The organism is Actinocorallia aurantiaca (assembly GCF_039533685.1).
GTDB classification, from domain to species: domain Bacteria; phylum Actinomycetota; class Actinomycetes; order Streptosporangiales; family Streptosporangiaceae; genus Actinocorallia; species Actinocorallia aurantiaca.
Window position 1 is genome coordinate 16,378 of the sequence record NZ_BAAATZ010000001.1, and the last position, 23,081, is coordinate 39,458.

22 protein-coding genes are annotated in these 23,081 nt (G+C 71.8%); 7 read left to right on the plus strand and 15 right to left on the minus strand.

Annotation, left to right across the window (positions count from 1 at the left end; all coding sequences use genetic code 11):
- Nucleotides 1–20 precede the first annotated feature (20 nt).
- Nucleotides 21–692 carry a response regulator transcription factor gene (locus tag ABD327_RS00090; RefSeq protein ID WP_106403512.1) on the minus strand — a complete coding sequence of 224 codons (672 nt, stop codon included), beginning with the start codon at nucleotides 690–692 and terminating at the stop codon, nucleotides 21–23.
- 122 nt (nucleotides 693–814) lie between these two features.
- Here ABD327_RS00090 and ABD327_RS00095 point away from each other — a divergent pair, with 122 nt between their 5' ends.
- The 4 genes from ABD327_RS00095 to ABD327_RS00110 all read left to right on the plus strand — a co-directional run bounded on the left by ABD327_RS00095 (nucleotide 815) and on the right by ABD327_RS00110 (nucleotide 3,914).
- Nucleotides 815–1,258, plus strand: a complete 444-nt coding sequence (locus ABD327_RS00095; RefSeq protein ID WP_344447940.1) for a hypothetical protein — start codon at nucleotides 815–817, stop codon at nucleotides 1,256–1,258.
- 183 nt (nucleotides 1,259–1,441) lie between these two features.
- On the plus strand, nucleotides 1,442–1,777 hold the full coding sequence (locus ABD327_RS00100) for a (2Fe-2S)-binding protein (protein WP_344447941.1): 336 nt from the start codon (nucleotides 1,442–1,444) through the stop codon (nucleotides 1,775–1,777).
- Between the two features lie 100 nt (nucleotides 1,778–1,877).
- Complete coding sequence (gene bfr / locus ABD327_RS00105; RefSeq protein ID WP_344447942.1) at nucleotides 1,878–2,351, plus strand: bacterioferritin; 474 nt, start codon at nucleotides 1,878–1,880, stop codon at nucleotides 2,349–2,351.
- Nucleotides 2,352–2,441: 90 nt separating this feature from the next.
- Nucleotides 2,442–3,914, plus strand: a complete 1,473-nt coding sequence (locus tag ABD327_RS00110) for a CYTH and CHAD domain-containing protein (protein ID WP_344447943.1) — start codon at nucleotides 2,442–2,444, stop codon at nucleotides 3,912–3,914.
- Here ABD327_RS00110 and ABD327_RS00115 read toward each other — a convergent pair.
- The 5 genes from ABD327_RS00115 to ABD327_RS00135 all read right to left on the minus strand — a co-directional run bounded on the left by ABD327_RS00115 (nucleotide 3,911) and on the right by ABD327_RS00135 (nucleotide 11,534).
- The gene (locus tag ABD327_RS00115; protein ID WP_344447944.1) at nucleotides 3,911–4,816 is read right to left on the minus strand and encodes an NUDIX hydrolase; all 906 of its coding nucleotides are present in this window, start codon (nucleotides 4,814–4,816) and stop codon (nucleotides 3,911–3,913) included. The two genes, ABD327_RS00110 and ABD327_RS00115, sit on opposite strands and share 4 nt — an antisense overlap.
- The gene (locus ABD327_RS00120; protein ID WP_344447945.1) at nucleotides 4,806–6,890 is read right to left on the minus strand and encodes an RNA degradosome polyphosphate kinase; all 2,085 of its coding nucleotides are present in this window, start codon (nucleotides 6,888–6,890) and stop codon (nucleotides 4,806–4,808) included. Before ABD327_RS00120 ends, ABD327_RS00115 begins: the two co-directional genes overlap by 11 nt.
- A gap of 70 nt (nucleotides 6,891–6,960) precedes the next feature.
- Nucleotides 6,961–7,920, minus strand: a complete 960-nt coding sequence (locus tag ABD327_RS00125) for an adenylate/guanylate cyclase domain-containing protein (RefSeq protein ID WP_344447946.1) — start codon at nucleotides 7,918–7,920, stop codon at nucleotides 6,961–6,963.
- Nucleotides 7,921–7,987: 67 nt separating this feature from the next.
- Nucleotides 7,988–8,884 carry a biotin--[acetyl-CoA-carboxylase] ligase gene (locus ABD327_RS00130; protein ID WP_344447947.1) on the minus strand — a complete coding sequence of 299 codons (897 nt, stop codon included), beginning with the start codon at nucleotides 8,882–8,884 and terminating at the stop codon, nucleotides 7,988–7,990.
- A gap of 34 nt (nucleotides 8,885–8,918) precedes the next feature.
- Nucleotides 8,919–11,534: a phosphoenolpyruvate carboxylase gene (locus ABD327_RS00135; RefSeq protein WP_344447948.1), complete on the minus strand. Its 2,616-nt coding sequence runs from the start codon at nucleotides 11,532–11,534 to the stop codon at nucleotides 8,919–8,921.
- A 93-nt stretch (nucleotides 11,535–11,627) separates the two neighbouring features.
- Between ABD327_RS00135 and ABD327_RS00140 the strand changes: the two genes are divergently transcribed.
- The 3 genes from ABD327_RS00140 (at nucleotide 11,628) to ABD327_RS00150 (ending at nucleotide 14,551) form a co-directional block, all read left to right on the plus strand.
- Nucleotides 11,628–13,220: an acyl-CoA carboxylase subunit beta gene (locus tag ABD327_RS00140; protein WP_344447950.1), complete on the plus strand. Its 1,593-nt coding sequence runs from the start codon at nucleotides 11,628–11,630 to the stop codon at nucleotides 13,218–13,220.
- Nucleotides 13,221–13,273: 53 nt separating this feature from the next.
- Nucleotides 13,274–13,486 carry an acyl-CoA carboxylase subunit epsilon gene (locus tag ABD327_RS00145; RefSeq protein ID WP_344447951.1) on the plus strand — a complete coding sequence of 71 codons (213 nt, stop codon included), beginning with the start codon at nucleotides 13,274–13,276 and terminating at the stop codon, nucleotides 13,484–13,486.
- 75 nt (nucleotides 13,487–13,561) lie between these two features.
- The gene (locus ABD327_RS00150) at nucleotides 13,562–14,551 is read left to right on the plus strand and encodes an NYN domain-containing protein (protein ID WP_344447952.1); all 990 of its coding nucleotides are present in this window, start codon (nucleotides 13,562–13,564) and stop codon (nucleotides 14,549–14,551) included.
- Nucleotides 14,552–14,617: 66 nt separating this feature from the next.
- On the opposite strand, the gene ABD327_RS00155 is transcribed toward ABD327_RS00150, so the two are convergent.
- The 9 genes from ABD327_RS00155 to ABD327_RS00195 are packed head-to-tail and all read right to left on the minus strand — an operon-like array spanning nucleotide 14,618 to nucleotide 23,078.
- Nucleotides 14,618–17,470, minus strand: a complete 2,853-nt coding sequence (locus ABD327_RS00155; RefSeq protein WP_344447953.1) for an AfsR/SARP family transcriptional regulator — start codon at nucleotides 17,468–17,470, stop codon at nucleotides 14,618–14,620.
- Between the two features lie 8 nt (nucleotides 17,471–17,478).
- Nucleotides 17,479–17,907, minus strand: coding sequence for a TadE/TadG family type IV pilus assembly protein (locus ABD327_RS00160; protein ID WP_344447954.1), 429 nt, complete (start codon nucleotides 17,905–17,907; stop codon nucleotides 17,479–17,481).
- On the minus strand, nucleotides 17,904–18,353 hold the full coding sequence (locus ABD327_RS00165; RefSeq protein ID WP_344447955.1) for a TadE/TadG family type IV pilus assembly protein: 450 nt from the start codon (nucleotides 18,351–18,353) through the stop codon (nucleotides 17,904–17,906). Before ABD327_RS00165 ends, ABD327_RS00160 begins: the two co-directional genes overlap by 4 nt.
- The gene (locus ABD327_RS00170; RefSeq protein WP_344447956.1) at nucleotides 18,350–18,781 is read right to left on the minus strand and encodes a TadE/TadG family type IV pilus assembly protein; all 432 of its coding nucleotides are present in this window, start codon (nucleotides 18,779–18,781) and stop codon (nucleotides 18,350–18,352) included. Before ABD327_RS00170 ends, ABD327_RS00165 begins: the two co-directional genes overlap by 4 nt.
- A 4-nt stretch (nucleotides 18,782–18,785) precedes the next feature.
- On the minus strand, nucleotides 18,786–18,998 hold the full coding sequence (locus ABD327_RS00175) for a Flp family type IVb pilin (protein ID WP_344447957.1): 213 nt from the start codon (nucleotides 18,996–18,998) through the stop codon (nucleotides 18,786–18,788).
- Nucleotides 18,999–19,006: 8 nt separating this feature from the next.
- Entirely contained in the window at nucleotides 19,007–19,960 is a 954-nt protein-coding gene (locus ABD327_RS00180) for a type II secretion system F family protein (protein WP_344447958.1), read from the minus strand.
- Nucleotides 19,957–20,877 carry a type II secretion system F family protein gene (locus ABD327_RS00185; protein WP_344447959.1) on the minus strand — a complete coding sequence of 307 codons (921 nt, stop codon included), beginning with the start codon at nucleotides 20,875–20,877 and terminating at the stop codon, nucleotides 19,957–19,959. The genes ABD327_RS00180 and ABD327_RS00185 overlap by 4 nt, the downstream gene beginning before the upstream one ends.
- Entirely contained in the window at nucleotides 20,874–22,178 is a 1,305-nt protein-coding gene (locus tag ABD327_RS00190; RefSeq protein ID WP_344447960.1) for a TadA family conjugal transfer-associated ATPase, read from the minus strand. The genes ABD327_RS00185 and ABD327_RS00190 overlap by 4 nt, the downstream gene beginning before the upstream one ends.
- Nucleotides 22,179–23,078: a CpaE/TadZ family protein gene (locus tag ABD327_RS00195; RefSeq protein WP_344447961.1), complete on the minus strand. Its 900-nt coding sequence runs from the start codon at nucleotides 23,076–23,078 to the stop codon at nucleotides 22,179–22,181.
- Between the last annotated feature and the right edge of the window lie 3 nt (nucleotides 23,079–23,081).

A 23,081-nucleotide genomic window follows, 5' to 3' on the forward strand; every position in this document is an offset into this window, starting at 1 on the left:
GGAGGCGGCCGGGCTCGTCCTCAGTCTCCGCGTTCGAACCGGAAGCCGACGCCCCGCACCGTGGTGATGTACCTGGGGCTGGCGGCGTCGTCCCCGAGCTTGCGGCGCAGCCAGGAGATGTGCATGTCGAGGGTCTTGGTCGACCCCCACCAGTTGGTGTCCCACACCTCGCGCATGATCTGCTCGCGGGTGACCACCTTGCCGGCGTCGCGCACCAGCACCCGCAGGAGGTCGAACTCCTTGGTGGTCAGCTGCAGCTCGTTCTCGCCCATCCACGCCCGGCGGGACTCGGCGTCGATCCTGACCCCCTGCACTATCGGTGTCTCGGTGCTGCCCCTGCGGAGCAGCGCTCGAACCCGTGCCAGCAGTTCGGCCAGACGGAACGGCTTGGTCACGTAGTCGTCGGCCCCGGCGTCCAGGCCGACCACCGTGTCGACCTCGTCGGCCCGGGCCGTGAGGATCAGGATGGGCACGCCGTGCCCCTCGGACCGGACCCGGCGCGCCACCTCCAACCCGTCCAGCTCGGGCAGCCCGAGATCCAGCACTATGAGATCGACTCCGCCTCCAAGGGCCCTCTCCAGGGCTTGGGGCCCGTCGGGACTCACTTCGACGTTGTAGCCCTCCCGGCGCAGCGCACGCGCGAGAGGCTCGGAGATGGACGTGTCGTCCTCGGCGAGCAGTACTGAGGTCATGCACCGATCGTAGGACCATTCATGAACGTTTCCTGGCCAAGCACACAGGCTTGACCTGCGGTTTGCCACTCGTAGTACAAACTCAAATACGACTGATCACATTGTTGTGGAGGAAAAGCCCTATGTCCCAGACGCCGGTGCAGCCACACCCCGAGGTGGCACGGGCGACGGGAGTCGTGCTCTTCGGCGGCGTCCTGATGACCCAGTTCCTCGGACTGCCCCTCGGGTTCAGGCTGGAGAGCTACCTCGGCGTCATCATGATCCTGTCCGGCCTGCTCGCCTGGGCGGGGGCCGTGGGGCTCCTGGCCGACGGCGGGAGACCCGTCTGGTGGTACGCACTGGCCAACGGCACCTCAACGATCTTCGCCTGGTTCTTCACCTACCTGTTCGGGCTCCCGGTGACCGAGACGTCCTACAAGGGGCAGTGGTCCGACCGGAACGGGCTCCTCCTGCTGTTCTTCTCGGGGAATCTCGTGATGCTCTCCGCGTGGGTGCTGAGGACCCGGCAGAGGAACACGGGGCTGCCGGTCGTCTCCGCCAGGGACAGGGTCAACAAACAAGCATGACCCGGATATGTGACCCAGATCACCCAAGACTCGAAAACGCCCGGAGCTCCTTGTTTTCAGGGACTCTCGCGACTTCCACCCCTCCCGCCGGGTCCGTCGGCACCAGATGGGGTCTGGTCAGGTGAGGTAAGGCTCAGGTAACTTAGGGATGCCTAACCTAATCAACGCCCCTAAGGATTCGCGATGTACGTGTGCATCTGTAACGCCGTCACCGAAGACGCCGTGCACGAGTGCCTCGCGTCAGGGGCGCAGAACACGCGCCAGGTGAAGGAGGGCTGCGGCATGAAGCCCGGCTGCGGCACCTGCACCAGGCGCATCCGCGCCATGGTGAGCGAGTGGAAGACCGCCTCGGAGCTGATGGACGCCTTCACCGGCGGCCCGGCGACCCTGCAGCCGGTCTCCGCTCCCGAGGGCGACACGGAGTTCCCGCGGGCCGAGCCCGCGACCGGCGAACCCGTCCGCGCCCCGCAGCAGCAGCCGCGCCGCACCCGCAGGGAGGTGAAGCAGCCGGCCGCCTGATCCCCTTCCCCGGCACGGGGGCCAAGAGCACCCAAAGAGCCTGGTAGCGACACGCTACCGGGCTTGTTGTGCTGCCCGGATAACGTGCTTGGATGTACCCATGGAAGGCGATAAGGAAATCCTCGCACTGTTGAACGAGCAGCTCACCGCTGAACTCACGGCCATCAACCAGTACTTCCTGCACGCGAAGATGCAGCAGAACTGGGGCCTGGTGAAGCTGGCCAAGCACACCTACGAAGAGTCCATCGACGAGATGAAGCACGCCGAGGTCCTCACCGACCGGCTGCTCTTCCTCGAGGCGCTGCCGAACTACCAGAAGCTCAACATGCTCCGCATCGGGCAGACGGTCAAGGAGCAGCTCGAGGCCGACCTGGCCGTCGAGATGGAGGCCGTCACCCGGCTGCGGCACGGCATCGAGGTCATGCGCCGCAAGGGCGACGTCACCTCGGCCCGGATCTTCGAGCACATCCTCGAGGACGAGGAGAAGCACGTGGACTACCTGGAGACCGAGCTGGAACTCCTGCAGAAGCTGGGCGAGCCGCTCTACATCCAGCGTTTCACCGACCCCAGCTAGAACGAGCCCCGGCCGAACGGGTTCGCATCCGTTATCTCCAAGTGAAACCCTGGATGTCCTGATCGAGGTCGGCAGAAGGGGCCATCGGACATGACCGAGCACTTGGAGGTCGAGCTCAAGTTCGACGCGGACACCGGATTCGTCCTGCCGGACCTGAGCGGTCTGGCCGAGGTGGGCGAGCCCGTCACGTACGAGCTCGAGGCCGTCTACCACGACACCGAGGACCTCAGGCTCGCCGCCCGCAAGGTCACCCTGCGCCGCCGCACCGGTGGCACCGACGCGGGATGGCACCTGAAGGTCCCCGCCGGGCCGGACTCCAAGCACGAACGTCAGGCCCCTCTCTCCGACGAGCTTCCCGCCGAACTGGCGCGCCTCCTGCCCGCCTACGTCCGGGGGCGGGAGGTCGGTCCGGTCGCCGTGCTCTCCACCGTCCGGACCGTGCGGAAGCTGCGCTCCCCGTCCGGAGAGGTGCTCGCCGAGCTGGCCGACGACCTGGTCACCGGGACGATCACCGGGACTCCGGGCTCCTCCTCCTGGCGCGAGGTCGAGGTCGAGCTGGTCTCCGGCGATCCGAGGCTGCTGAAGAAGGTCGGCGCCCGGCTGCGCAAGGCCGGGGCGGAGCGCGCCGCGGGCTCCTCGAAGCTGGGCAGGCTGCTCGGCCCCCGGGTCCCCGTCCCGCCCTCCCTCGACGGCTCCCGTGCCGGGGACGCGCTGCTGCGGCACATCGCCGCGCAGATGGACCAGATCCTGGCCTACGACCCGAGGGTCCGGCTGGAGGTGTTCGACTCCGTCCACAAGATGCGGGTCGCGGTACGGCGGCTGCGCAGCGTCCTGGCCAGCGGCCGCCCCCTGCTGGACCGCGCGGTGACCGACCCGCTGCAGTCCGAGCTGCGCTGGCTGGCCGGCGTACTGGGCGAGGTCCGGGATGCCGAGGTGCTGCACGAGCGCTTCAGCGGGCGCCTGGCCTCGCTGCCCGAGGTCTGCCGGCAGAACCCCCCGTGGCTCCGCCAGATCAAGAAGCGGGAGCGGAAGGGCTACACCTCCATCCGCAAGGAGCTCTCCGGCGAGCGGTACTTCGCCCTGCTCGACGCCTTGGACCGGCTACTGGCCGCCCCGCCTTTCACCGCACGCGCGCACGGCGAGGCCGAGAAGGAACTGCGCAAGCTCGTCCGGCGGAGCTGGAGGCGGCTCGAACGGGCCCACGACGCGATCGGCGAGAGCGAGTCCGCCGAGGGCGCTGCCGCCGCTGACGCGGCACGCCACGAGACGCGCAAGGCCGCCAAGCGGGTGCGCTACACCGCCGACGCCGCCTGCGAGGTGCTCGGCGGGGACGCCAAGGCCGTCTCCAAGGCCGCCAAGGACCTTCAGGAGGTGCTGGGCCGGTTCCAGGACGGCGTGATCGCCCAGGAGCAGCTCAGGGCCGTGGAACCCGCCTCCGTGGAAGAGGCGTTCGGCCTCGGCGCCCTGTACGGGCTGGAGCACTGCGAGGCCGAGCGCGCCCGGGACGAGGTCGAGGCGGCCTGGGCGGACGCCCGCTCCAGGGCCGTCCCCCGGCTGGGTTAGGCCCCGAAGGGTTCGCGGACGGCGTGGCGCTCCACCGACACCGGCGCGCCGCCGTCCTGGCCCGGCTGGTGGAAGACCCAGAAGGATGCCTTGCGCAGCGACGGGTCCTCCGGGAGCCCCTCGCCGGGACAGGCCTCCCGGGCCAGGACGGGGATCAGCTCGCCGTGCGTGCACACGAGTATCCCGTCGGACCCGCGGGAGCCGAGCAGTTCGCGGAACCGGGCGGCGGCCCGCTCGGGAGTGGTGGAGTCCAGGGTGAAGTCCTGCTCGGCGGCGAACGCGACGTCCAGCGCGGACGCGTAGTCCAGCAGGCTCTCCACGCACCGGGCCGTGGCCGAGCTGATCACCCGGCGGGGCGCGTAGGCGCGCAGCAGCGGGGCCAGCTCGGCGGACTCCCGGCGGCCCCGGTCGTCCAGCGGACGGACGAGGTCCCTGTCCCGCCAGTCCTTCTTCTCCCCCGCCGAGGCGTGCCGCAGGACGATCACCGGGCGGGTGCGGGCGGGCAGCGCCGCGTAGGCGCGCAGGACCTCGGCGTCGGGGGGATGGCTGAGCATGCCGAACGCCTCGGGGACGGGCGTCCACTCCAGCGCGTCCACCTCGTCGTCCGGCCGGAACGGGCCCTCCTCGGCGACCTCGGCCGCCCAGTAGTCGACCCGCTTGGGGCCCCTGGCCGTCAGGTAGGAGACGGTCGGGAGCCGGGGGCCCAGCCGGGGGACGCTCCCCGTCTCCTCGGTCACCTCGCGCACCGCGGTGCGCAGCGGATGCTCCCCCGGATCCGGCTTGCCCTTGGGCAGGCTCCAGTCGTCGTACCTCGGGCGGTGGACCAGGGCCACCTCCCGGACCGCGCCGTTCCACCGGCCCAGCACGGCCCCGGCGGCCCGGATCTCCGGATCAGCCGCCATCCACGGTTCTCCAGCGTCGCGAGCGCATCAGATGGGTCTGGATGTCCAGCGCCGGGGAGTCGGCGTCGTTGTGGTGGCGGGTCCAGACCCCGTCGCCGGCCAGCCACCAGGAGGAGGTGTCGGCGGCCACGCCCTTGTCCAGCAGCCTGAGCAGCTCGTCGCGGTGGCCCACGTCGTTGACCCGCACCAGCGCCTCGATGCGCCGGTCGAGGTTGCGGTGCATGAGGTCGGCGCTGCCGAACCACACCTCGGGGTTGCCGCCGCACTCGTAGGCGAAGACCCGGGAGTGCTCCAGGAAGCGGCCCAGCACGCTGCGGACCCGGATGTTCTCCGACAGGCCCGGGACGCCGGGGCGCAGGGCGCAGATGCCGCGCACCCAGACGTCCACCGGGACGCCCGCCTGGGAGGCCCGGTAGAGGGCGTCGATGACGACCTCGTCCACGAGGCTGTTGCACTTGAAGCGGATGTGCGCCGGGCGGCCCGCGCGGTGGTGCCCGATCTCCCGCTCGATGCGCAGGACCAGGCCGCTGCGCAGGGTGTTGGGGGCCACCAGGAGCTGCCGGTAGCTGACCTGGCGGGAGTAGCCCGTCAGGTGGTTGAACAGCTCGGTGACGTCCTCGGCGATCTCGCGGTCGGCGGTCAGCAGGCCGAGGTCCTCGTACAGGCGCGCGGTCTTGGGGTGGTAGTTGCCGGTGCCGATGTGGCAGTAGCGCCGCAGGGTGCCGTCGGGCTCCTGCCGGACGACCAGCAGCAGCTTGCAGTGGGTCTTCAGGCCGACGAAGCCGTACACGACGTGGCAGCCGGCCTGCTCCAGCTTGCGCGCCCACTCGATGTTGGCGCTCTCGTCGAACCTCGCCTTGATCTCGACGACCACCACGACCTGCTTGCCCGCCGCGGCCGCGTCGATGAGTGCGTCCACGATCGGGGAGTCGCCGCTGGTCCGGTAGAGGGTCTGCTTGATCGCCAGCACCCTGGGGTCGGCCGCGGCCTCCTCGACCATGCGCTGCACGGTGGTGGCGAAGGAGTCGTAGGGGTGGTGGACGACGACGTCCCGCTCGCGCAGCGCGGTGAAGACGCTGAGCTCGGTGGGCAGGGCCGCCTTGGACGGCACGAACGGCGGGTACTTCAGCTCGCTGCGGTCGAGGTCGGCGATCTGGTTCAGGCCGCCGAGGTTCAGCGGGCCGGGGACGCGGTAGATCTGGCGCTCCTCCACGCCCAGCTCGTCGGTGAGCAGGTCCAGCACCTCGGGGGAGATGGACTCCTCCACCTCCAGCCGGACCACCGGGCCGAAGCGGCGGCGCAGCAGTTCCCGCTCCAGGGCCTGCAGCAGGTCCTCGGTGATGTCGTCGTCGACCTCCAGGTCCTGGTTGCGGGTGACCCGGAAGGCGTGGTGCTCGAGGATCTCCATCCCGCTGAACAGCTGGGTGAGGTGCGCGGCGATGACGTCCTCGAGCGGGGTGAAGCGGTTGGGCGAGGCCTCCATGAACCGCGGCAGGACCTCGGGGACCTTCACCCTGGCGAACAGGCGGGCCTCGGTGTCGGGGTCGCGGACGACGATCGCGAGGTTCAGCGACAGGCCGGAGATGTAGGGGAACGGGTGGGCGGAGTCGACGACGAGCGGGGTGAGCACCGGGTAGATCCGCTCGCGGAAGAGGCGGCGCAGGTGCTCGCGCTCGGTCTCGGCCAGCTCCTCCCAGCGCAGGATCTCGATGTCCTGCTTGGACAGGGCGGGCAGGACGTCGTCGCGGAAGCAGGCCGCGTGGCGGAGCATCAGGTCGTGCGCGATGACCGCGGTGCGCTCGAGCACCTCGCGGGGCTGGCGGCCGCTGGCGGAGCGGACGGCCAGGCCGGTGGCCATCCGGCGGAGGAGTCCGGCCACCCGGACCATGAAGAACTCGTCCAGGTTGGTGGCGAAGATGGCCAGGAACCGCACCCGCTCCAGCAGCGGAAGGCCCTGGTCCTCCGCGAGTTCCAGGACCCGCTGGTTGAACTGGAGCCAGCTCTCCTCGCGGTCCAGGAAACGATCTTCGGGAAGGGAGTCGTCACGGGGAATCTGCCCTGGAGTCGCGCTCATGATTCTTAACAGTCCCCCTTGAAGATGAACTATCGGTTTACTCCGTGTGTCCATGATTTTTTATCGTTTGTCATCGCTGTGAGGAACGCCGCACTACGTACGGTTGGATGATGCCCAGACCACGTACCGGTCTACGCACGATCCGGACCAGTTCGTAGTCGGGATCTCCCTCCAGCTCCGCGGCGAGGGCCGGGTCGGCCACCAGGGTGCCCGGACGGGCGAGCGAGGTGAGCCGCGAGGCCATGTTCACCGTCGTGCCGAAGATGTCCCCCATCAGCGGGAGCACCGGCCCGTAGGCCATGCCCACCCGGACGTCGGGGACCTCGGTCTCCTCCCGGACCGCCTCGGAGATCGCCATCCCGATCTCCACCCCGACCCTGGCGTCGGCGGCGGCGTAGAGCACCTCGTCCCCGAGGGTCTTCACCAGCCGCGCGCCGTGCGCCGCCACGATGTCGGCGGCCGTCTCCTCGAACCGCTCGACCACCCGGCCCAGCTCCAGCTCGCTGAGCTCCCGGCTCATCGCGGTGAAGGAGACCATGTCCGCGAAGCCGACCGCCACCGGGCCCCGGCCCGGCAGGTCGCCGTCCGACGCCTCGGCCAGCGCCCGCGCCGCGGAGGCCGCGAGCTGCCGCCGCCAGGCGTACACCACCAGCGGCTCCATCTCGGCCAGGTAGCCCTCGCTCAGCCGGGTGCTCTCGCCGTTGCCGTTCCCGTTGAGCATGATGCCGGTCTGCCACTCGGCGAGCTTCGCCATGGTCTGCCCCAGGGCCCTGGCCTGGCGCAGGACGAACTCCTCCGCGCTCCCGCCCCGGTCGAGCAGCGCCTTGACCCGCCGCAGCGCCTCCAGGTCGCTGTCGGAGAAGGCGGGAACGTCGTCCGCAGGGCCGGCGAAGCCGAACGAGCGCCACAGCCGCTCGGAGAACTCCTTGGAGACTCCGGTCATCTCCGCGGCGTCCACCCTGGTGTAGCGCAACTGACCGCCCAGCAGGAGCTCTTCCAGCTCCTGGGACCCTTGCCCCTGCCCGGACATCCTTCGACTCCCCGATTCCGCGGCCGCTCGCCACTGCCGCGCGACAAAGGTTATGTGATGGTTGTCACTACTGTCCCGCCAGTCTCGCATTCCGGACATGGACGACATCACCCGCGCTGAACGCCTGCTCTGCCGTGCCCGTCCCGACCACCAGCCTGCCCTCCGCGTCCACGTCAACGGCCGTGCCCGTCTCGGCGTTCCCGCCGGGCAGCTCGATCCTGATCTCCCGGCCCAGGGTGAGGGAGTGCTCCCGGTAGGCCGCGCGCAGCCCGCTGCCGTCCGGGTCGCCGTCCGCGGCCTTCCACTCGGTGTACCGCAGCGCCAGCTCCCGCAGCACCTCCCGCAGGACGATCTCGCGGTCGCTGACCGAGGCGGCCTCCAGCACCAGCGAGGTCGCCGTCGGAACGGGCAGCTCGTGCTCGCGCAGCGACACGTTCAGCCCCATCCCGACCACCACGGCGTCGTCGACGCGCTCGGCCAGGATCCCGGCCAGCTTCCGGTCCCCCACCAGCAGGTCGTTCGGCCACTTCAGGCCCGCCTCCACGACGGACCCGCCGGGCTCGTCCTCGAAGCCGCCCCTTCCCGCCCGCGCCGTCACCGACCTGATCGCGGCGGCCGCCGCGACCCCGGTCAGCAGCGGCACCCAGCCCAGCCGGGCCGGGGGCACCGCGGCGCCCGGCCGCAGCAGCACCGAGAACATCAGGCCCGAGCGCGGCGGGGCGTTCCAGGCGCGGCCCAGCCGCCCCCGGCCCGCCGTCTGCGTCTCGGCCACCAGGACCGTCCCCTCCGGGAGCTCGTCCCCGCCCGCCGCGGCCCGCACGGCGCGCGCGGCCAGGTCGGCGTTGGTCGAGCCGGTCTCCTCCAGCACCCGGATGTCCCGCCAGAACGAGCCCTCCCGCACCAGCGCGCGGTTCAGGGACCGCTCGTTCAGCGGCGGCCGGTCGAGGTCGGAGTAGGAGCTCATGAACCCATCCAACCCCACCCGCCGCGGGAGGTGCTCAACCGGTGTTCTGCAGGCCGGCGGCCACGCCGTTCACCGACAGCAGCAGGAGGTTCTCCAGCTGGGCCTCCTCGCCCCCGGCGGCGCCCCCCTCCCGCAGCGCCCTGAGCGCGCGCAGCTGGAGGTGGCTGAGCGCGTCCACGTAGGGGTTGCGCAGCTCCACCGCGCGGGAGAGCACCACGCGGTTCTCCAGCAGGCGGGTGTGCCCGGTGACCGACAGCACCAGCTCCAGCGTCCGGTCGTACTCGGCCATGACGGCGGCGCTCAGGTCGGGCCGGTCGCCCAGGGCCAGGTAGCGCTCGGCGATGTCGCGGTCGGTCTTGGCCAGGGACATCTCGGCGTTGTCGATCATCGCGGCGAACAACGGCCAGGACGCGTACGCCTCGGGCAGGTCCGGGTCGCCGGCCACCGCGGCCAGTCCCGAGCCGAGCCCGAACCAGGCCGGCAGGTTGACCCTGGTCTGGGTCCAGGCGAACACCCACGGGATGGCGCGCAGGTCGTCCAGAGTGCTCGCGCCGGTGCGGCGGGACGGGCGGGAGCCGATCCGCAGCTCGCCGATCTCGCCCAGCGGGGAGACCCGGGAGAACCACTCGGCGAAGCCCTCGGCCTCGACCAGGCCGCGGAACGCCCGGTTCGCGGCCTCGCTCAGCCGGTCGGCCAGCGGGCGGAACCGCGCGGCGGCCTCCCGCGCCGTGCGCTCGACCTCCGGGGTGGAGGCCAGCAGCACCGCGTGGGTCACCTGCTCGACGTGCCGGCGCGCGATCTCGGGGTGCCCGTACCTGGCGAAGATCACCTCGCCCTGCTCGGTCACCTTGAACCGGCCCGCCACCGAGCCGGGGGCCTGGGCCAGGATCGCCCGGCCCGCGGGGCCGCCGCCCCGGCCCAGCGAGCCGCCGCGGCCGTGGAAGAGCGTCAGCGTGACGTCGTTGGCCTCCGCCCAGCGGGCCAGGGCCTCCTGGGTGTCGTACAGCAGCAGGGTCGCGCTGGCCGGGCCGAGGATCTTGGCCGAGTCGGAGTAGCCGAGCATGACCTCCAGGCGCCGGCCCGTCCGCGCCAGCCTGTCGCGCACCGGGGGCAGCCCGATCGCCTCGTCCAGCACCTCGACGGCGCGCTCCAGGTCCTCGCCCGTCTCGAACAGCGGGACGACGTCCAGGACCGGCGCCTCCGCGCCGAGGGAGGCGGCCAGCTCGTAGACGGCGGCGATGTCGGCGGCCGAGCGGGAGAAGGAGATGATGTAGCGGCTGCAGGCCCGCTCGCCGAAGCGCTTCTGCGCCCAGGCGACGACCCGCATCGTGTCGAGGACCTCCTCGGTCTGCGGCGAGAGCGCGCCGCCCGCCCGCACCTCCGCCAGGGCCTTCTCGTGGACCGCGGAGTGCTGGCGGATCTCCAGCTCGGCCAGGTGGAAGCCGAAGGTCTCCACCTGCCAGAGGAGGTGCTGCAGCTCGCCGTAGGCCTGCCGGGTCGCCCCCGCCGCGGCCAGCGACTCCTGCAGCAGGACGAGGTCGGCCAGCAGTTCGCCGGGCCCGCCGTAGCCGAGGTCGGCGTTGCGCGTCCTGGTCGCCCTGATCCGCTCGGCCGCGTACAGCAGGTACTGGCGGTGCGGCTCGCCGGGCGAGCGCGCGGCGATCTCGCCGAGCGCCTCGGGGTGGGCGGTGCGGGCCGCGCCCAGCGCGCTCCGCAGCGCGGGGGACGGCGGCGTGGTGCCGTCGTGGACGGTCAGCTGCCGCCCGATCCGGGTGGCGGCGTTCTCCAGCGCGATGAGCACGTGCTGGGACTGGATCTTGAACGCCTGGCGGGTGACCTGGGCCGTCACGTACGGGTTGCCGTCGCGGTCGCCGCCGATCCAGCTGCCGAAGCGCAGGTAGGCGGGGGCCAGCGGGGGGCGGGTGGCGCCGTCGTCGTTCTCGTCGTCGCCCTTGAGGACGGTGTCCAGCGACCGGTAGATCCGGGGGACCGCCCGGAAGATGGTCTCGTCGAAGGCGGCGAGCGCGACCCGCACCTCGTCCAGCGGGTCCATCTGCTGCTGCCTGCGCTGGGCGGTGCGCCACAGCAGGTCGATCTCCTCGCGCATCCTGCGGCGCAGGTCCACGCGCTCGCTTTGGGCGCCGGAGCCGTTGTAGGCGTGCAGCAGGTCGCTGACGCGGCTGATGGAGGTGACCACGGCCCGGCGCCGCGCCTCGGTGGGGTGGGCGGTGAAGACCGGCCGGAACTCCAGCCCGGCGACGGCCGCGACCGGGTCCTCCAGCTCGGCCACGGCGGCGGCGAAGGAGGCCCGCTGCGGCTCGCCTCCCGCCACGTCCCGCTGGCGCAGGGTGCGGACGCGGTGGTGCTCCTCGGCGAGGTTGGTCAGGTGGAAGTAGACGGAGAAGGCCCTGGCGACCAGCTCGGCGCGCTCCAGCGACCAGGAGGCCACCAGTTCGGCCACCCGGTCCCCGGGCAGGTCGCCCTTGCGGGCCGCGATCACCGAGTGGCGGAGGTTCTCGACGTCGTCCAGCAGGTCCTGCCCGCCGTACTCGACGAGGGCCCGGCCCAGCAGGGAGCTCAGCAGCCGCACGTCCGCGCGCAGCTCTTCGGGCAGGTCAAGGCGGATGCGGGTGGCGAGGCTCTTGGTCACTTCAGCATCCTACCTAGGAAACGATTGGTCTATACCACTCACGCGACCCCCCGGTGCGAGATCCGGAGAAAGCGCCCCGTTACTCTTGCGCGCATGGCGATGGAAGCGGTTGAACCCCCTGTCGAAAAGATCGACATTCACACCACGGCGGGAAAAATCGCCGACCTTGAGCGACGCAGGTACGAAGCCGTGCACGCGGGCTCGGCGGCGGCCGTGGAAAAGCAGCATGCCAAGGGCAAGATGACCGCCCGCGAGCGTGTCGACGCGCTGCTCGACGAAGGCTCCTTCGTCGAGTTCGACGAGTTCGCGCGGCACCGCTCGACCATGTTCGGGCTGGAGAAGAAGCGCCCCTACAGCGACGGCGTCGTGATCGGCTACGGCACGGTCGACGGCCGCCAGGTCTGCGTGTTCTCCCAGGACGTCATGGCCTTCGGCGGCTCCCTGGGCGAGGTCTACGGCGAGAAGATCGTCAAGATGCTCGACATGGCGCTGAGGACCGGCTGCCCGATCATCGGCATCAACGAGGGCGGCGGCGCCCGGATCCAGGAGGGCGTGGTGGCCCTGGGCCTCTACGCCGAGATCTTCAAGCGCAACGTGCACGCCAGCGGCGTCGTCCCGCAGATCTCCCTGATCATGGGCGCGAACGCGGGCGGGCACGTCTACTCCCCCGCGCTGACCGACTTCATCGTCATGGTCGACAAGACCTCGCACATGTTCATCACCGGCCCCGACGTGATCAAGACCGTCACCGGCGAAGAGGTGACGTTCGAGGAGCTGGGCGGCGCCCACACGCACAACAGCAAGTCCGGCGTGGCCCATTACCTGGCCCCGGACGAGACGGACGCGATCGACTACGTCAAGGCGCTGCTGTCCTACCTGCCCTCGAACAACATGTCCGAGGCGCCGGAGTTCGAGCCGGCCGACGCCCTGGACCTCGTCGACGAGCTCGACACGCTGATCCCGGACTCGGCCAACCAGCCCTACGACATGCACAAGGTCATCGAGGCGGTGCTGGACGAGGGCGACTTCCTGGAGGTCCAGCCGCTGTTCGCGCCGAACATCGTCGTCGGCTTCGGCCGCGTGGACGGGCGCAGCGTCGGCGTCGTCGCCAACCAGCCGATGCAGTTCGCCGGCTGCCTGGACATCGACGCCTCGGAGAAGGCCGCCCGGTTCATCCGGACCTGCGACGCCTTCAACGTGCCGGTCCTGACCTTCGTGGACGTGCCGGGCTTCCTGCCGGGCACCGACCAGGAGTGGGACGGCATCATCCGGCGCGGCGCCAAGCTGCTGTACGCCTACGCCGAGGCGACCGTCCCGCTGGTCACGGTCATCACCCGCAAGGCCTACGGCGGCGCCTACGACGTCATGGGCTCCAAGCACCTGGGCGCCGACGTCAACCTGGCGTGGCCGACCGCGCAGATCGCGGTGATGGGCGCGCAGGGCGCGGTCAACATCCTCTACCGGCGCGAGCTGGCGACGGCCGAGGACCCGGACGTGCGCCGCGCGGAACTGATCACCGAGTACGAGGACACCCTCGCCAACCCCTACATCGCCGCCGAGCGCGGATATGTCGACGCGGTCATCAAGCCGTCCGAGACCCGCATTCAGGTGATCAAGGCGCTGCGCGCCCTCAAGGACAAGCGCAAGACCCTTCCGCCGAAGAAGCACGGCAATATTCCGCTTTAGTAGATATGTCGCTGTAGTCGATCGGTGTCGGTGCACTTCGCCGGAGGTTGAAGATGAGTGAGCGTCCGTTCCTTCAGATCGTCAAGGGTGACGCGACCCCCGAGGAGATCGCCGCACTGATCGCGGTCGTCTCCGCCCGCGCGGCGGGCGGGGCGGCCGCGCCTCCGGCACGCCGCCCGTCGGCCTGGACCGACCGCTCCCGCCTGGCGCGCCGCCCTCTCCGCCCCGGCCCCGGGGCGTGGAGGGCGAGCGCCCTGCCGGGCTGACGCTCCGTGATCGGCGGAAACGCGGGGTGCAACTAGCCGCGCGGAAAGCTCGGGTACACATAAGGTGGTGTACCAATGGCTGCTTCGGAGTTCCTACCGCAACCTGCCCGCTATGCCGTTTTCGTGGACGCGGGCTATCTTTACGCTGCCTCCGGAGCCCTGCTACTCGAAGCCGGCTCCAGGCGTGAATACCGGGTATTCGCGGAAAAGCTCATCAAAGCACTGACCGCGCATGCCGACGCCAAGATCAATGGCGAGCTGCTGCGCCTGTACTGGTTCGACGCGGCGCCCCGCAAGCAGCCGACCGTCGAGCAGCGGGTCATCGCCAACCTGCCGCTGGTGAAGCTGCGCCTGGGCAATCTCAACGCCCAGGGCCAGCAGAAGGGCGTGGACGCCCAGCTGCGCGCCGACCTCGAGGCGCTGGCCCGGCACCGCGCGATCACCGACGCGGTGCTGCTCGCCGGGGACGAGGACATGCTGCCCGCCGTCGAGGCGGCCCAGCGGTACGGGGTGCGGGTGCACCTGTGGGGCGTCGAGCCCACCCACGGCTCCAACCAGGCCGAGTGGCTGGTCTGGGAGTCCGACACGGTCGAGGTGCTGCCCGCCGACTTCCTGCGCCCCTATTTCGTCAAGGCCGGGATGCTCGCCGTGCCCGCCGCGGCCCCGGCGCCCACCGCGCTGAACGGGCCCAAGCCGCCGCCCGTCCCCTCCCCCGCCCAGGTCTTCGCCGGGAAGGTCGCGCCGCCGATCCCCGTCCGGCCCCCCGTGCCCGCCGCCAAGGCGCCCGCCGAGAGCAAGCTCGGACCCGATCGCAACCAGATGCTGGAGGTCGGCGAGCACGTGGCGCAGAAATGGGTGTTCGAGCGGGGCCGCGACAACATCCGGGACCTCCTGCCCGGGCCGATCCTGCCGCCGGTCATCGACAAGGAACTCCTCATCGACGCCGAGAAGATGCTCGGCCGCTCGCTGCGCCCCTACCAGGAGGCCCGCACCTGGCTGCGCGACGGCTTCTGGGAGCGCATCTACCGGGAGTTCGGCATCGGCTTCGGCAAGTCCGACGCCTGAGCTCTCTCCCGGCCCCGCTGTTCCTCCCGTCCGGCCGAGCGCGGAGAACGTCACCGCCCCCGACCCTCACGCGCCGCGGGCATGGGCGCGGGGGGCCAGTTCGTCGATGAGGGCCTCGGTCTCCGGCTGGAGGAGGTCGAAGTCGAGCCGGCCGCGCAGGTCGTCCAGGACGGCGTGGACGGCCGTCCGGTCGCCGGTCGCCCCGGTGGCGCGCAGGAGGTCGCGCCACAGGAGCTCGTCGTCGGGGGCCAGGCGCAGGCCGGAGCGTGCCGCCTGCACCGCGCCCCGGGGGTCCGGCTCGGCCAGGCGGAGCTCCGCCAGCCGGTGGGCGGCGTCCACCACCCGGGCGACGGTCTCGTACTCCAGCGCGTCGGCGGCCAGCCAGGAGTAGCGGCCCTTCGCGCGGTCCGCCAGCAGCGGGCCCCGGACGAGTTCCAGCGCGTGCGACAGGTACGCGGCCTCCGAGGCGGGCTCCGCCGCCGAACGCCACAGCAGGAACCGGAAGTGCTGGAGGTCGATCCGGACCTCGGAGCCGAGCTTGAGCCTGCCCCGCTCGTCGTAGTAGAGGTTCGGCCTGCCCCGGGAGTCGCGGCCCAGCCAGTCGGAGGCCATCGCGATGGTGCTGTCGCGGACGCCCGCGGTGACGCCGCGCGGCCAGACCGCGCCGCTCAGCACCGTCGGGTGCACCCCGCCGGGATGCGTCGCCAGGTACACCAGAACCTCGGCGCAGATGTCCCGGCGGTTCGGGTCGACCGCGCCGGGCGCGTCCACGGAGATCCGGCCCAGCACCCTGATGTCGGCGGCCGGACGGTCTCCGGCCGCGCCGGCGGGCTGCTCCGGCCGCACCGCGGGCAGCGGGACGCCCTCCTGGCGCGCGGCGACGCGGAACAGGCCGGCGACCGCGTGGTACTGGGACTCGGAGACGCGCTGCGCCTCCACCTGGAAGCCCAGGACGCCGGCGTCCAGCACGCCCTCGGAGTCGATCTTCCAGTGCCAGGTGGCGTCCTCGACGTGCCCGGCGACCAGGTACCCCGCCGAGAGCCGCTGCCCCGTCCTGGCCAGCGCGACCAGCCTGGCCGCGTCGGACTTGGACGGCTGGTCGGCCATCACCAGGTAGTGCGGCATCCACGCCTCGCCGAACACCCCGCGGCACCGTCCGGTGAGCACCGAGTCCGCGCCCGCCGCCTGCAGCGCCTGGCGCACCTCGGCCGTCCGCGCCTCCAGTTCCGGCAGCGCCTCGGCCAGCGAGGGCAGGCAGCGGATCCGGTCGGGGGCGATCTGCTGGAGCTCGTCGCCGAAGCCGACGAGGGTCAGCCGCATGTGGTCCGACCAGCTGTTGGTGGCCAGCTCCACGGCCATCGCGGCGAGCGCCGCCTTGCGCTGCTCGGGCGGGCCGTCCACGGCGATCAGGCCGTGCGCGGCCTCCAGGTCGGCCAGCACCCGGCCGCCCTCGTTGGTGCCCAGCGAGATCAGGCCCGGGTAGGGGGCGAGCACGTCGGCGAAGTCCGAGGCCTCGAGTGAGGCGAGCGCGGAGGTGGGCAGCCGCCACACCTGGCCGCCGTCGTGGGCCTCCCACGGGCTCGGCGGGTTCTCGTCGGCGGGGGCTATCCACAGGTCGAGGGTGCGCGGGCCCAGGTGCACGCCGTAGACGGTCGGCGGGGTGCGCTTCTGGGCCGCCAGGCCCTGGGAGAGCTGGCGCAGGCCCAGGTTCAGCACCCGCACGCCCTCGGTGTCCGCGCCGATCCGCAGCGCCTGCTCGGCCAGCGCGCTCCCGTCCTCCGGGCGCGCGATCATCTGCCCGGCCCGGCGCCGCGACAGCTGGGCGCGGCGGCGCATGCCCAGGCTGGTGAGCACCCCGGCGGCCAGCAGCGACGTGCCGGCCAGCGCCTCGGGCCAGGGGAACGCCGGCGCCTGCGGCTGGATCTCCAGGACGGGGGTCGGCGCGGGCGACTGCTGGGGCCGCTGTTCGGCGTGCACCTCGCCGGGCCGGTCCGGACGCGGCGCCTGCGTCCCGGGCTTCTTCTCCTCCTGCGCCGGAGGCGGGGCGGCGAGGGTCTTGTCCTCGGTCTTCTGCTGCTCCGGCTTCGGCGCGGGCCTGGGCTTCGCGTCCTTCGGGTCGGCGTGGCCCTCGCGGAAGTAGTCCTGGAGCTGGGACTTGGGGATGATCTGGGTGTTGCGGGCGTCCGCGGGCATCTCCATCACCCAGCCGGGACGGATCAGGCTCGCCTTGTGCAGGTGTGAGCCGTCGGGCTGCACGTGGCCCTTGTTGAGCTCGAAGATCTCCTTGTAGCGCCGCCCGTCGCCCAGGCACTTCTCGGCGATCTCCCAGAGGCTCTCATGGTGGCGGCCGTGCGGCGGCTGGACGGTGTAGATCTTGGCGGTGGCGCCGTCCCGCTCCTCCGGGGCCGAGGCGACCTTCTGCCGCTCCAGGTGGCCCGGCGCGTGCCGGCCGTGCTGCGCGAGCTCCTCGTGCGCGGCCGCCTGCGTGATCCGGTACGGCTGCTGGGCCTGCTGGATCTGGGTGAAGGCGGGCATGATGGCCGTCGTCGCGGTGAACAGCAGCAGCACCGCCACCACGAGCTTGTGCACGACCGCCTGGGTCGCCCCGGCCAGCGGCACCCGCGCCGGGACCCCGATGCCGCGAACCCCCGCGTGGAGCTCGACGACCAGGCAGAAGACCAGTTGCAGCCACGCCAGCCAGACGCCGAGCGTGATGACGTAGAGGATGCTCTCGATGTCGAGCGGATCGGTGAAGACCGACGCGTCGGGCGCCTCCGAGGGGATCGGCGAACCGGTGAAGCGCAGCAGCGCCGCCGGCACGCCGACGGCGAGCGCCACGAGCGCCAGCAGGGCCAGGAGCCCCCCCAGCACCTCGCCGGCGCTCCGGCGTTCCCTCGCCGCCACGGGTTGCCTACGCATCAGTTCAGTCACGCCCCGTCTTCCGGATGTGCCGAGGCCTCGATCTCGATGGTAAACGCGTTCACTCCGATCAGACCGAGGAAAAGGGTGTCGACTTGCTTGGCGATCTGAACGGTGACCTCGTCGACGCCGGTCAGCGCGCAGCCCCCGTCGTAGCCGTCGGCGTCGAACGCGGCGACGAACTCCAGCGCGCGGCCGCAGGCGTCCCCGTCCAGGACCGGCTCGCCGGTGTCGCGCAGCACCTCGACGTCGATCTCGTCGGCGCCCGCCCGGGCCGCCTGCTCGGCGATGTCCAGGGCGCGCTGCCTGGCGTGGATGGCCAGCCCGCCGTCGAACAGCAGTCCGGCGAACAGCAGCACCATCGGGGCGAACAGAACGGTGAACATGCTGAACGTGCCGCGGTCCTCACGGCGGCCGGTTCGCGCCTCTCCCGTCATTCGGGGACCTCGCAGGGTTCTCCGCCGCAGTCCATGCGGCGGTAGGTGTCGATCGGGGCGGAGGCCGTCCCGGTCTTCTCGGGGTTGCCCGCGAACGGCACCAGGTTCAGGCCGGTGAGGTCGGTCTGGCAGGTGACCGTCACGGTGACCTGGCCGCCGGGGCCCCAGTCGCCCAGGTCGACCTCGGTCTGGGCGGCGTCGCCGAGGCAGAAGTTGCCGCCGCCCAGGGACTGGTCCACGGCCTCGACGGCGAACGCCTGGGCGTCGCCCTCGTCGCGGGCGACCGAGGCCGCCCTGGCCCCGTCCCTCGCGGCGCCGTCGAGCTGGCTCTGCACGTTCACCAGCCGCCCGACCAGCGCCAGGAAGAGGAACAGCAGCACCAGCACGGGGGTGAGCAGCACCAGCTCCAGCGTCATGCCGCCGCGGTCGTCGCGCCCGGAGCTCATCCGGCGTCCTCCTCGCAGACCTTGGCCTCGCCGACGTCCGGGCGGAAGCACTCCACCGGCCCGACGGCGCGTTTGGTCACGGTGAACGTCATTCCCGGGACGACGGCCTTGGCCGTGCCGGTCACCTCGAATCCGCGGTCGTAGACGCCGTCCCCGTAGGGGGTGACGTTCGTCAGCAGGAGCACTCCGGGACCGAGCTGCGCCACGGTGGTGCGGGCCGCGTCGTCGCCGACGCCCTCCCATCCGCCTCCCGGACCGGCCTCTCGGGCCGCCCGGGATCCCGACTGCGCGGCCGCCAGCGCGATGTGGTTGGCGTGGTACACCATCATGAACTGGATGCACAGCAGGATGACGAGCAGGATCACCGGCGTGAGCAGGGCCCACTCCATGGCCGTGGCGCCCCGGTCCTTCCCGGCGGGGGCTGCCATCGGACTACTGGGTCTGGATGTTGTTGGCGGCACCCTCGATGGCGTTGCGGATGGTGACCGCGATCGCCAGGGTGATCGCCGCGATCAGGCCGGTGATGATGGCCCACTCGATGGCGGACGCCCCGGCGCTGCGGTCCTCCTCGTCGCGCAGGCGGTCCATCCGGACCGCGAGCACCGTCCGGAGATAGGCGACGGCGGGATGCTGAAGCGGGTTCATTTGACCTCCTAGAAACTGATGACCTGGATGGCCGACGGGTAGATCAGGAAGACGAGGAAGCCCAGGCAGAAGGAGAGCTGGGCGATGAGCATGGTCTGGGAGTTCTGGCCGGCCCTGCCCTCGATGGCGGAGATCTCCCGGCTGCGCATCGAGCCGGCCCGCGCCGAGAGCGACTGCCGCACCTTGGCGCCGTCGTCGGCGACCAGCGCCAGCGCGGCGGCCAGGTCTGCCAGCTCCGCGACGTTGATCTCCTCGCCCAGCACCCCCAGGGCCTGCCAGGGCGTCATGCCGGCGATCCGCGCGTTGGCCAGCGTCTCCCGGATGCGCAGCATCGGCCAGCCGGACCCGACCTGCGAGGCGGTCATCAGCGCCTCGGGCACGCCCCGGCCCCCGGCCAGGTTCATCGCGACCAGGTCGAGGAACGCGCCGACCACGTGCCGGAAGTCCTCGCGGGCCTCCGCGGCGGCCTGCCTCAGCTGGAGGTCGGGGAAGAAGAACGCCACTCCGGCGAAGGCGAGGCCCGCCCACAGCGGGATGCTCAGCGAGATCCCGCCGGCGAACATCACCAGCACCACGAACACCGGCGTGAAGGCGAGCGCCGCGACCGGCGCGAGGATCTTGCTGGCCAGGTAGGACTCGTAGTCGCGGCCCAGGATGGCCAGGTCGGCGCGGGTGCTGCGCAGTTCCCAGCCGCGGTCCTCGCAGAACTTCGCCAGCTCCCTGCCCAGCTCCGACTGGACCCTGTCCATCCGGCGTTCCGGCTCGCCCTCCGCCCTCGCCGGCTTCGAGGGCCTGACGAGGATCTGGGGACGCGCGCCGGACTTCCCCGGCTGGGCGCGCCTGGCGACCTCGTCGTACTCCGACAGCCTGGAGCGCAGTCCCCTGCGGGCGGGGAAGAGCGCCCGCAGCAGAGCGAACAGCCCCAGCCCGACGACGGCTCCCGCCAGCATCGCCCCGGTCACCGGCCCACCCCCGCGTCCATCGCGGCGCGGCCGCGCAGCGGCCGCTCCGTCTCGGCGGCGGCCGGCTCGGACTCGCCCAGCAGGCGCTGCGGAAGCTGGAACCTGGCCAGGCGGCGCAGCCAGAAGAAGCCGAGCGCGTACAGGCCGACGACCGCCGCGAGGACGATCTGGCCCATGAACGAGCGGTAGGGCGCCACGTACCCGGGGTTGAGGACGGTCAGCACGAGCGCGAACCCGACCGAGAACGTCACGACGATCTGGACGCTGCGCCGGGTGGAGGCGCGGTAGGCGGCCACGCGGCGGCGCATCTCCAGCTCGGTGCGGGCCGAGGTGGCCAGCGCGCCGAGCATCTCGCGCAGGCCCGGCCCGCGCAGCCGCGCGTTGAGGATCAGCGCCGCGACGATGAGGTCCGCGGAGGAGTCGTTCAGGTCGTCGGCGAACCGGCGCAGCGCCTCGGGCAGCGGCACCCGGGTGTGCATCCGGTCGACCAGCGCGCGCAGCGGCGGCTGCAGGGCGGGCGCGGCGGCCCTGACCGAGGCGGGGATGGCCTGCTCCAGGCCGACCGCGCCGGCGATGGTGTCGCGCAGCGACTCCGCCCAGGAGGCCAGGCCCTCCAGGCGCGCCATCGAGCGGCGCTCCTCGGCCGCGCCGCCCGCCACGCTCTCCCAGCCCAGCACCAGCAGCGCCATGCCGACCGCGACGACCACCCACTGGGTGACGATCAGCGACACCACCCCGACGATGACCGCGATGCCCGTCCTGGTGGTGATCGCCCTGACGAGCTCCTCACGGGAGCGCGGGGTGCGCCGGCCGGGCTTGGCGGGCATCCCGCGCACCGCCATCGCCAGCAGGACGAGGCCGGCCATGGCGATGCCGCCGCCGAAGAGCGCGAGGACGACGTCCAGGTCGAGCGTCACCGCCACACCACCGTCCCCTGCTGCTCGTAGCCGAACTCGGCGAGCTCGTCGGCGCAGGCGACGGGCGCGTGGATCCGGGCGGCCCCGTCGGGTCCCGGCGCGAAGATCTCCGAGGAGAGCACCCGGCCGTCGCAGCCGGTCACCTCGCGGACGCTGGAGACGAACCGGCGCAGCCTGCCGCCCCGGTGGTAGTCGTTGCGCTTGTCGATGAAGACGACGAAGTCGATGGCGCCCGCGATGAGCATGTGGGTCGCCTCGATCGGCAGCCGCTCCTCCGACTGGATCGCATACGTCGCGATGCGGTTGAAGACCTCCATCGAGGAGTTGGCGTGGATCGTCGACAGCGAGCCGTCGTTGCCCTGGGTCATCGCGTTCAGCATGGTGACGATCTCGTCGCCCAGGACCTCGCCGACGATGACCCGGGAGGGGTTCATGCGCAGCGAGCGGCGCACCAGCTCGGCCATCGAGATCTCGCCCTGGCCCTCGGAGTTGGGCAGCCGCTGCTCGAACGCCACGACGTTGGGGTGGAGTTCGGGGAACTGCTCCAGGCCGAGCTCCAGCGCGCGCTCGACGGTGATGAGCCGCTCGTGCGGCTGGATCTCGTTGGCCACGGCGCGCAGCAGCGTCGTCTTGCCCGCGTTCGTCGCCCCGGAGATCATGATGTTCTTGCGGGCGCCGACCGCGGCGCGGAAGAACGACGCCAGCTCGGGCGAGAGGGTGCCGTTGCCGATCAGGTCGTCCAGGAACACCTTGCCCAGGCGGGCGCGCCGGATGGACAGCGCGGGCCGCTGGGTGACGTCCATGACGGCCGACAGCCGGGACCCGTCGGGCAGCCGCAGGTCCAGCTGCGGGTTGGCGGTGTCGAACGGGCGCGACGACAGGCCCGAGTAGGCGGCGAGGATCTGGATGAGCTCGACGAGCTCCTCGTCGGAGTCGGCGACCGGCTCGCCCATCACCTCGCGTCCGTCGGCGAAGGACAGGAACACCCGGTCGCACCCGTTGACGTCGATGTTCTCTATCTCGGGGTCCTCCAGGAGCGGCTGGAGCCGACCGACGCCGAACAGCGCGGCGTGGATGCCCGCCGCGTACTCCTCCTCCTCGTGGGGGGTCGGCGGGCGGCGCCCGTAGCCGATCTCCGAGCGGGCGTGCTCCTCCAGCACCTGGGAGATGAGCGCGCGGGCGAACTGCCGCTCGTCCTCCGAGGACATCGGCTGCAGGCCCGACGCGGCGTCCAGCCTGCGCTGGTGGGCCAGCCTGTCGCCGACCTCCTGGCGGAGTCGTTTGACCAGGACGTGGTCCATCTAGCGGCCCCTTCCGTCGCCCAGGATCTGGTGCGATCCCGACTGGCGGGGATCCGGCTGCCGGAACGCCTGCTGGGGGCCGGTGGAGTGGCCGCGGAGCGGCTCGGCCGTCACCGACGGGTGGTCGCGGGCCGCCTGTGCCACGCGTTCCAGCGCGGGCCGCGCCAGCAGGTGGCCGGCCAGTTCGCGCGCGGAGCGGATGAGCAGGGACTTGTCGAGCCTGCCTCCCCACTCGCCGCGCAGCATCTGCGCGCCCTTGGGGTCGTAGGCCAGCCCGCCGATCACCTGGGCGGGCAGCTTCGACTGGGCCAGCACCCGCTCGACCTCGGTCAGCGAACCGCGGTAGCCGCGCGGGTCCGCGACGACGATCACGCCCAGCTGGGCGCGCTGCTGGGGCAGGTCGGCCGACAGCTGGGAGATGCGCTCGCGCAGGTGGGCGACGTGCTCCAGGGTGGCGTGGGTGACCAGGACGACGAGGTCCGCCTCGCGCAGCAGGTCCAGCAGCCCCGCGCCGGGGCCGAGCCTGCCGCAGTCGGCCAGCACGTCCACGCCCGGCAGGATCGCGAACGAGCGGCCCAGCGGGCTCCACAGCCAGTCCAGGCCCTTGGACTGCTCGGCGTTGGTCAGCCCGGCCAGCACGTCGAGGCCGCCGACCAGCCGCTGGGTGTGCGGGGCGATCTGCTCGGGGCGCAGGCCGCGCCGGGCCTCGGTGGCCAGGGAGAGCATGCCCTTGGCCGGGTCGAGCATGCCGTGCTCGCCGGGGAGCCGGTAGACGAGGTCGCCGCCGGCCGGGTCGCATTCGGCGACCAGGACGGGACGGGGCCAGACGGCGCCGAGCGCCACCGCCGCGGTGGTCACCCCCGGCGCGCCCTTGTCCGCTGCCAGTGCGATCAGTGCCAACGG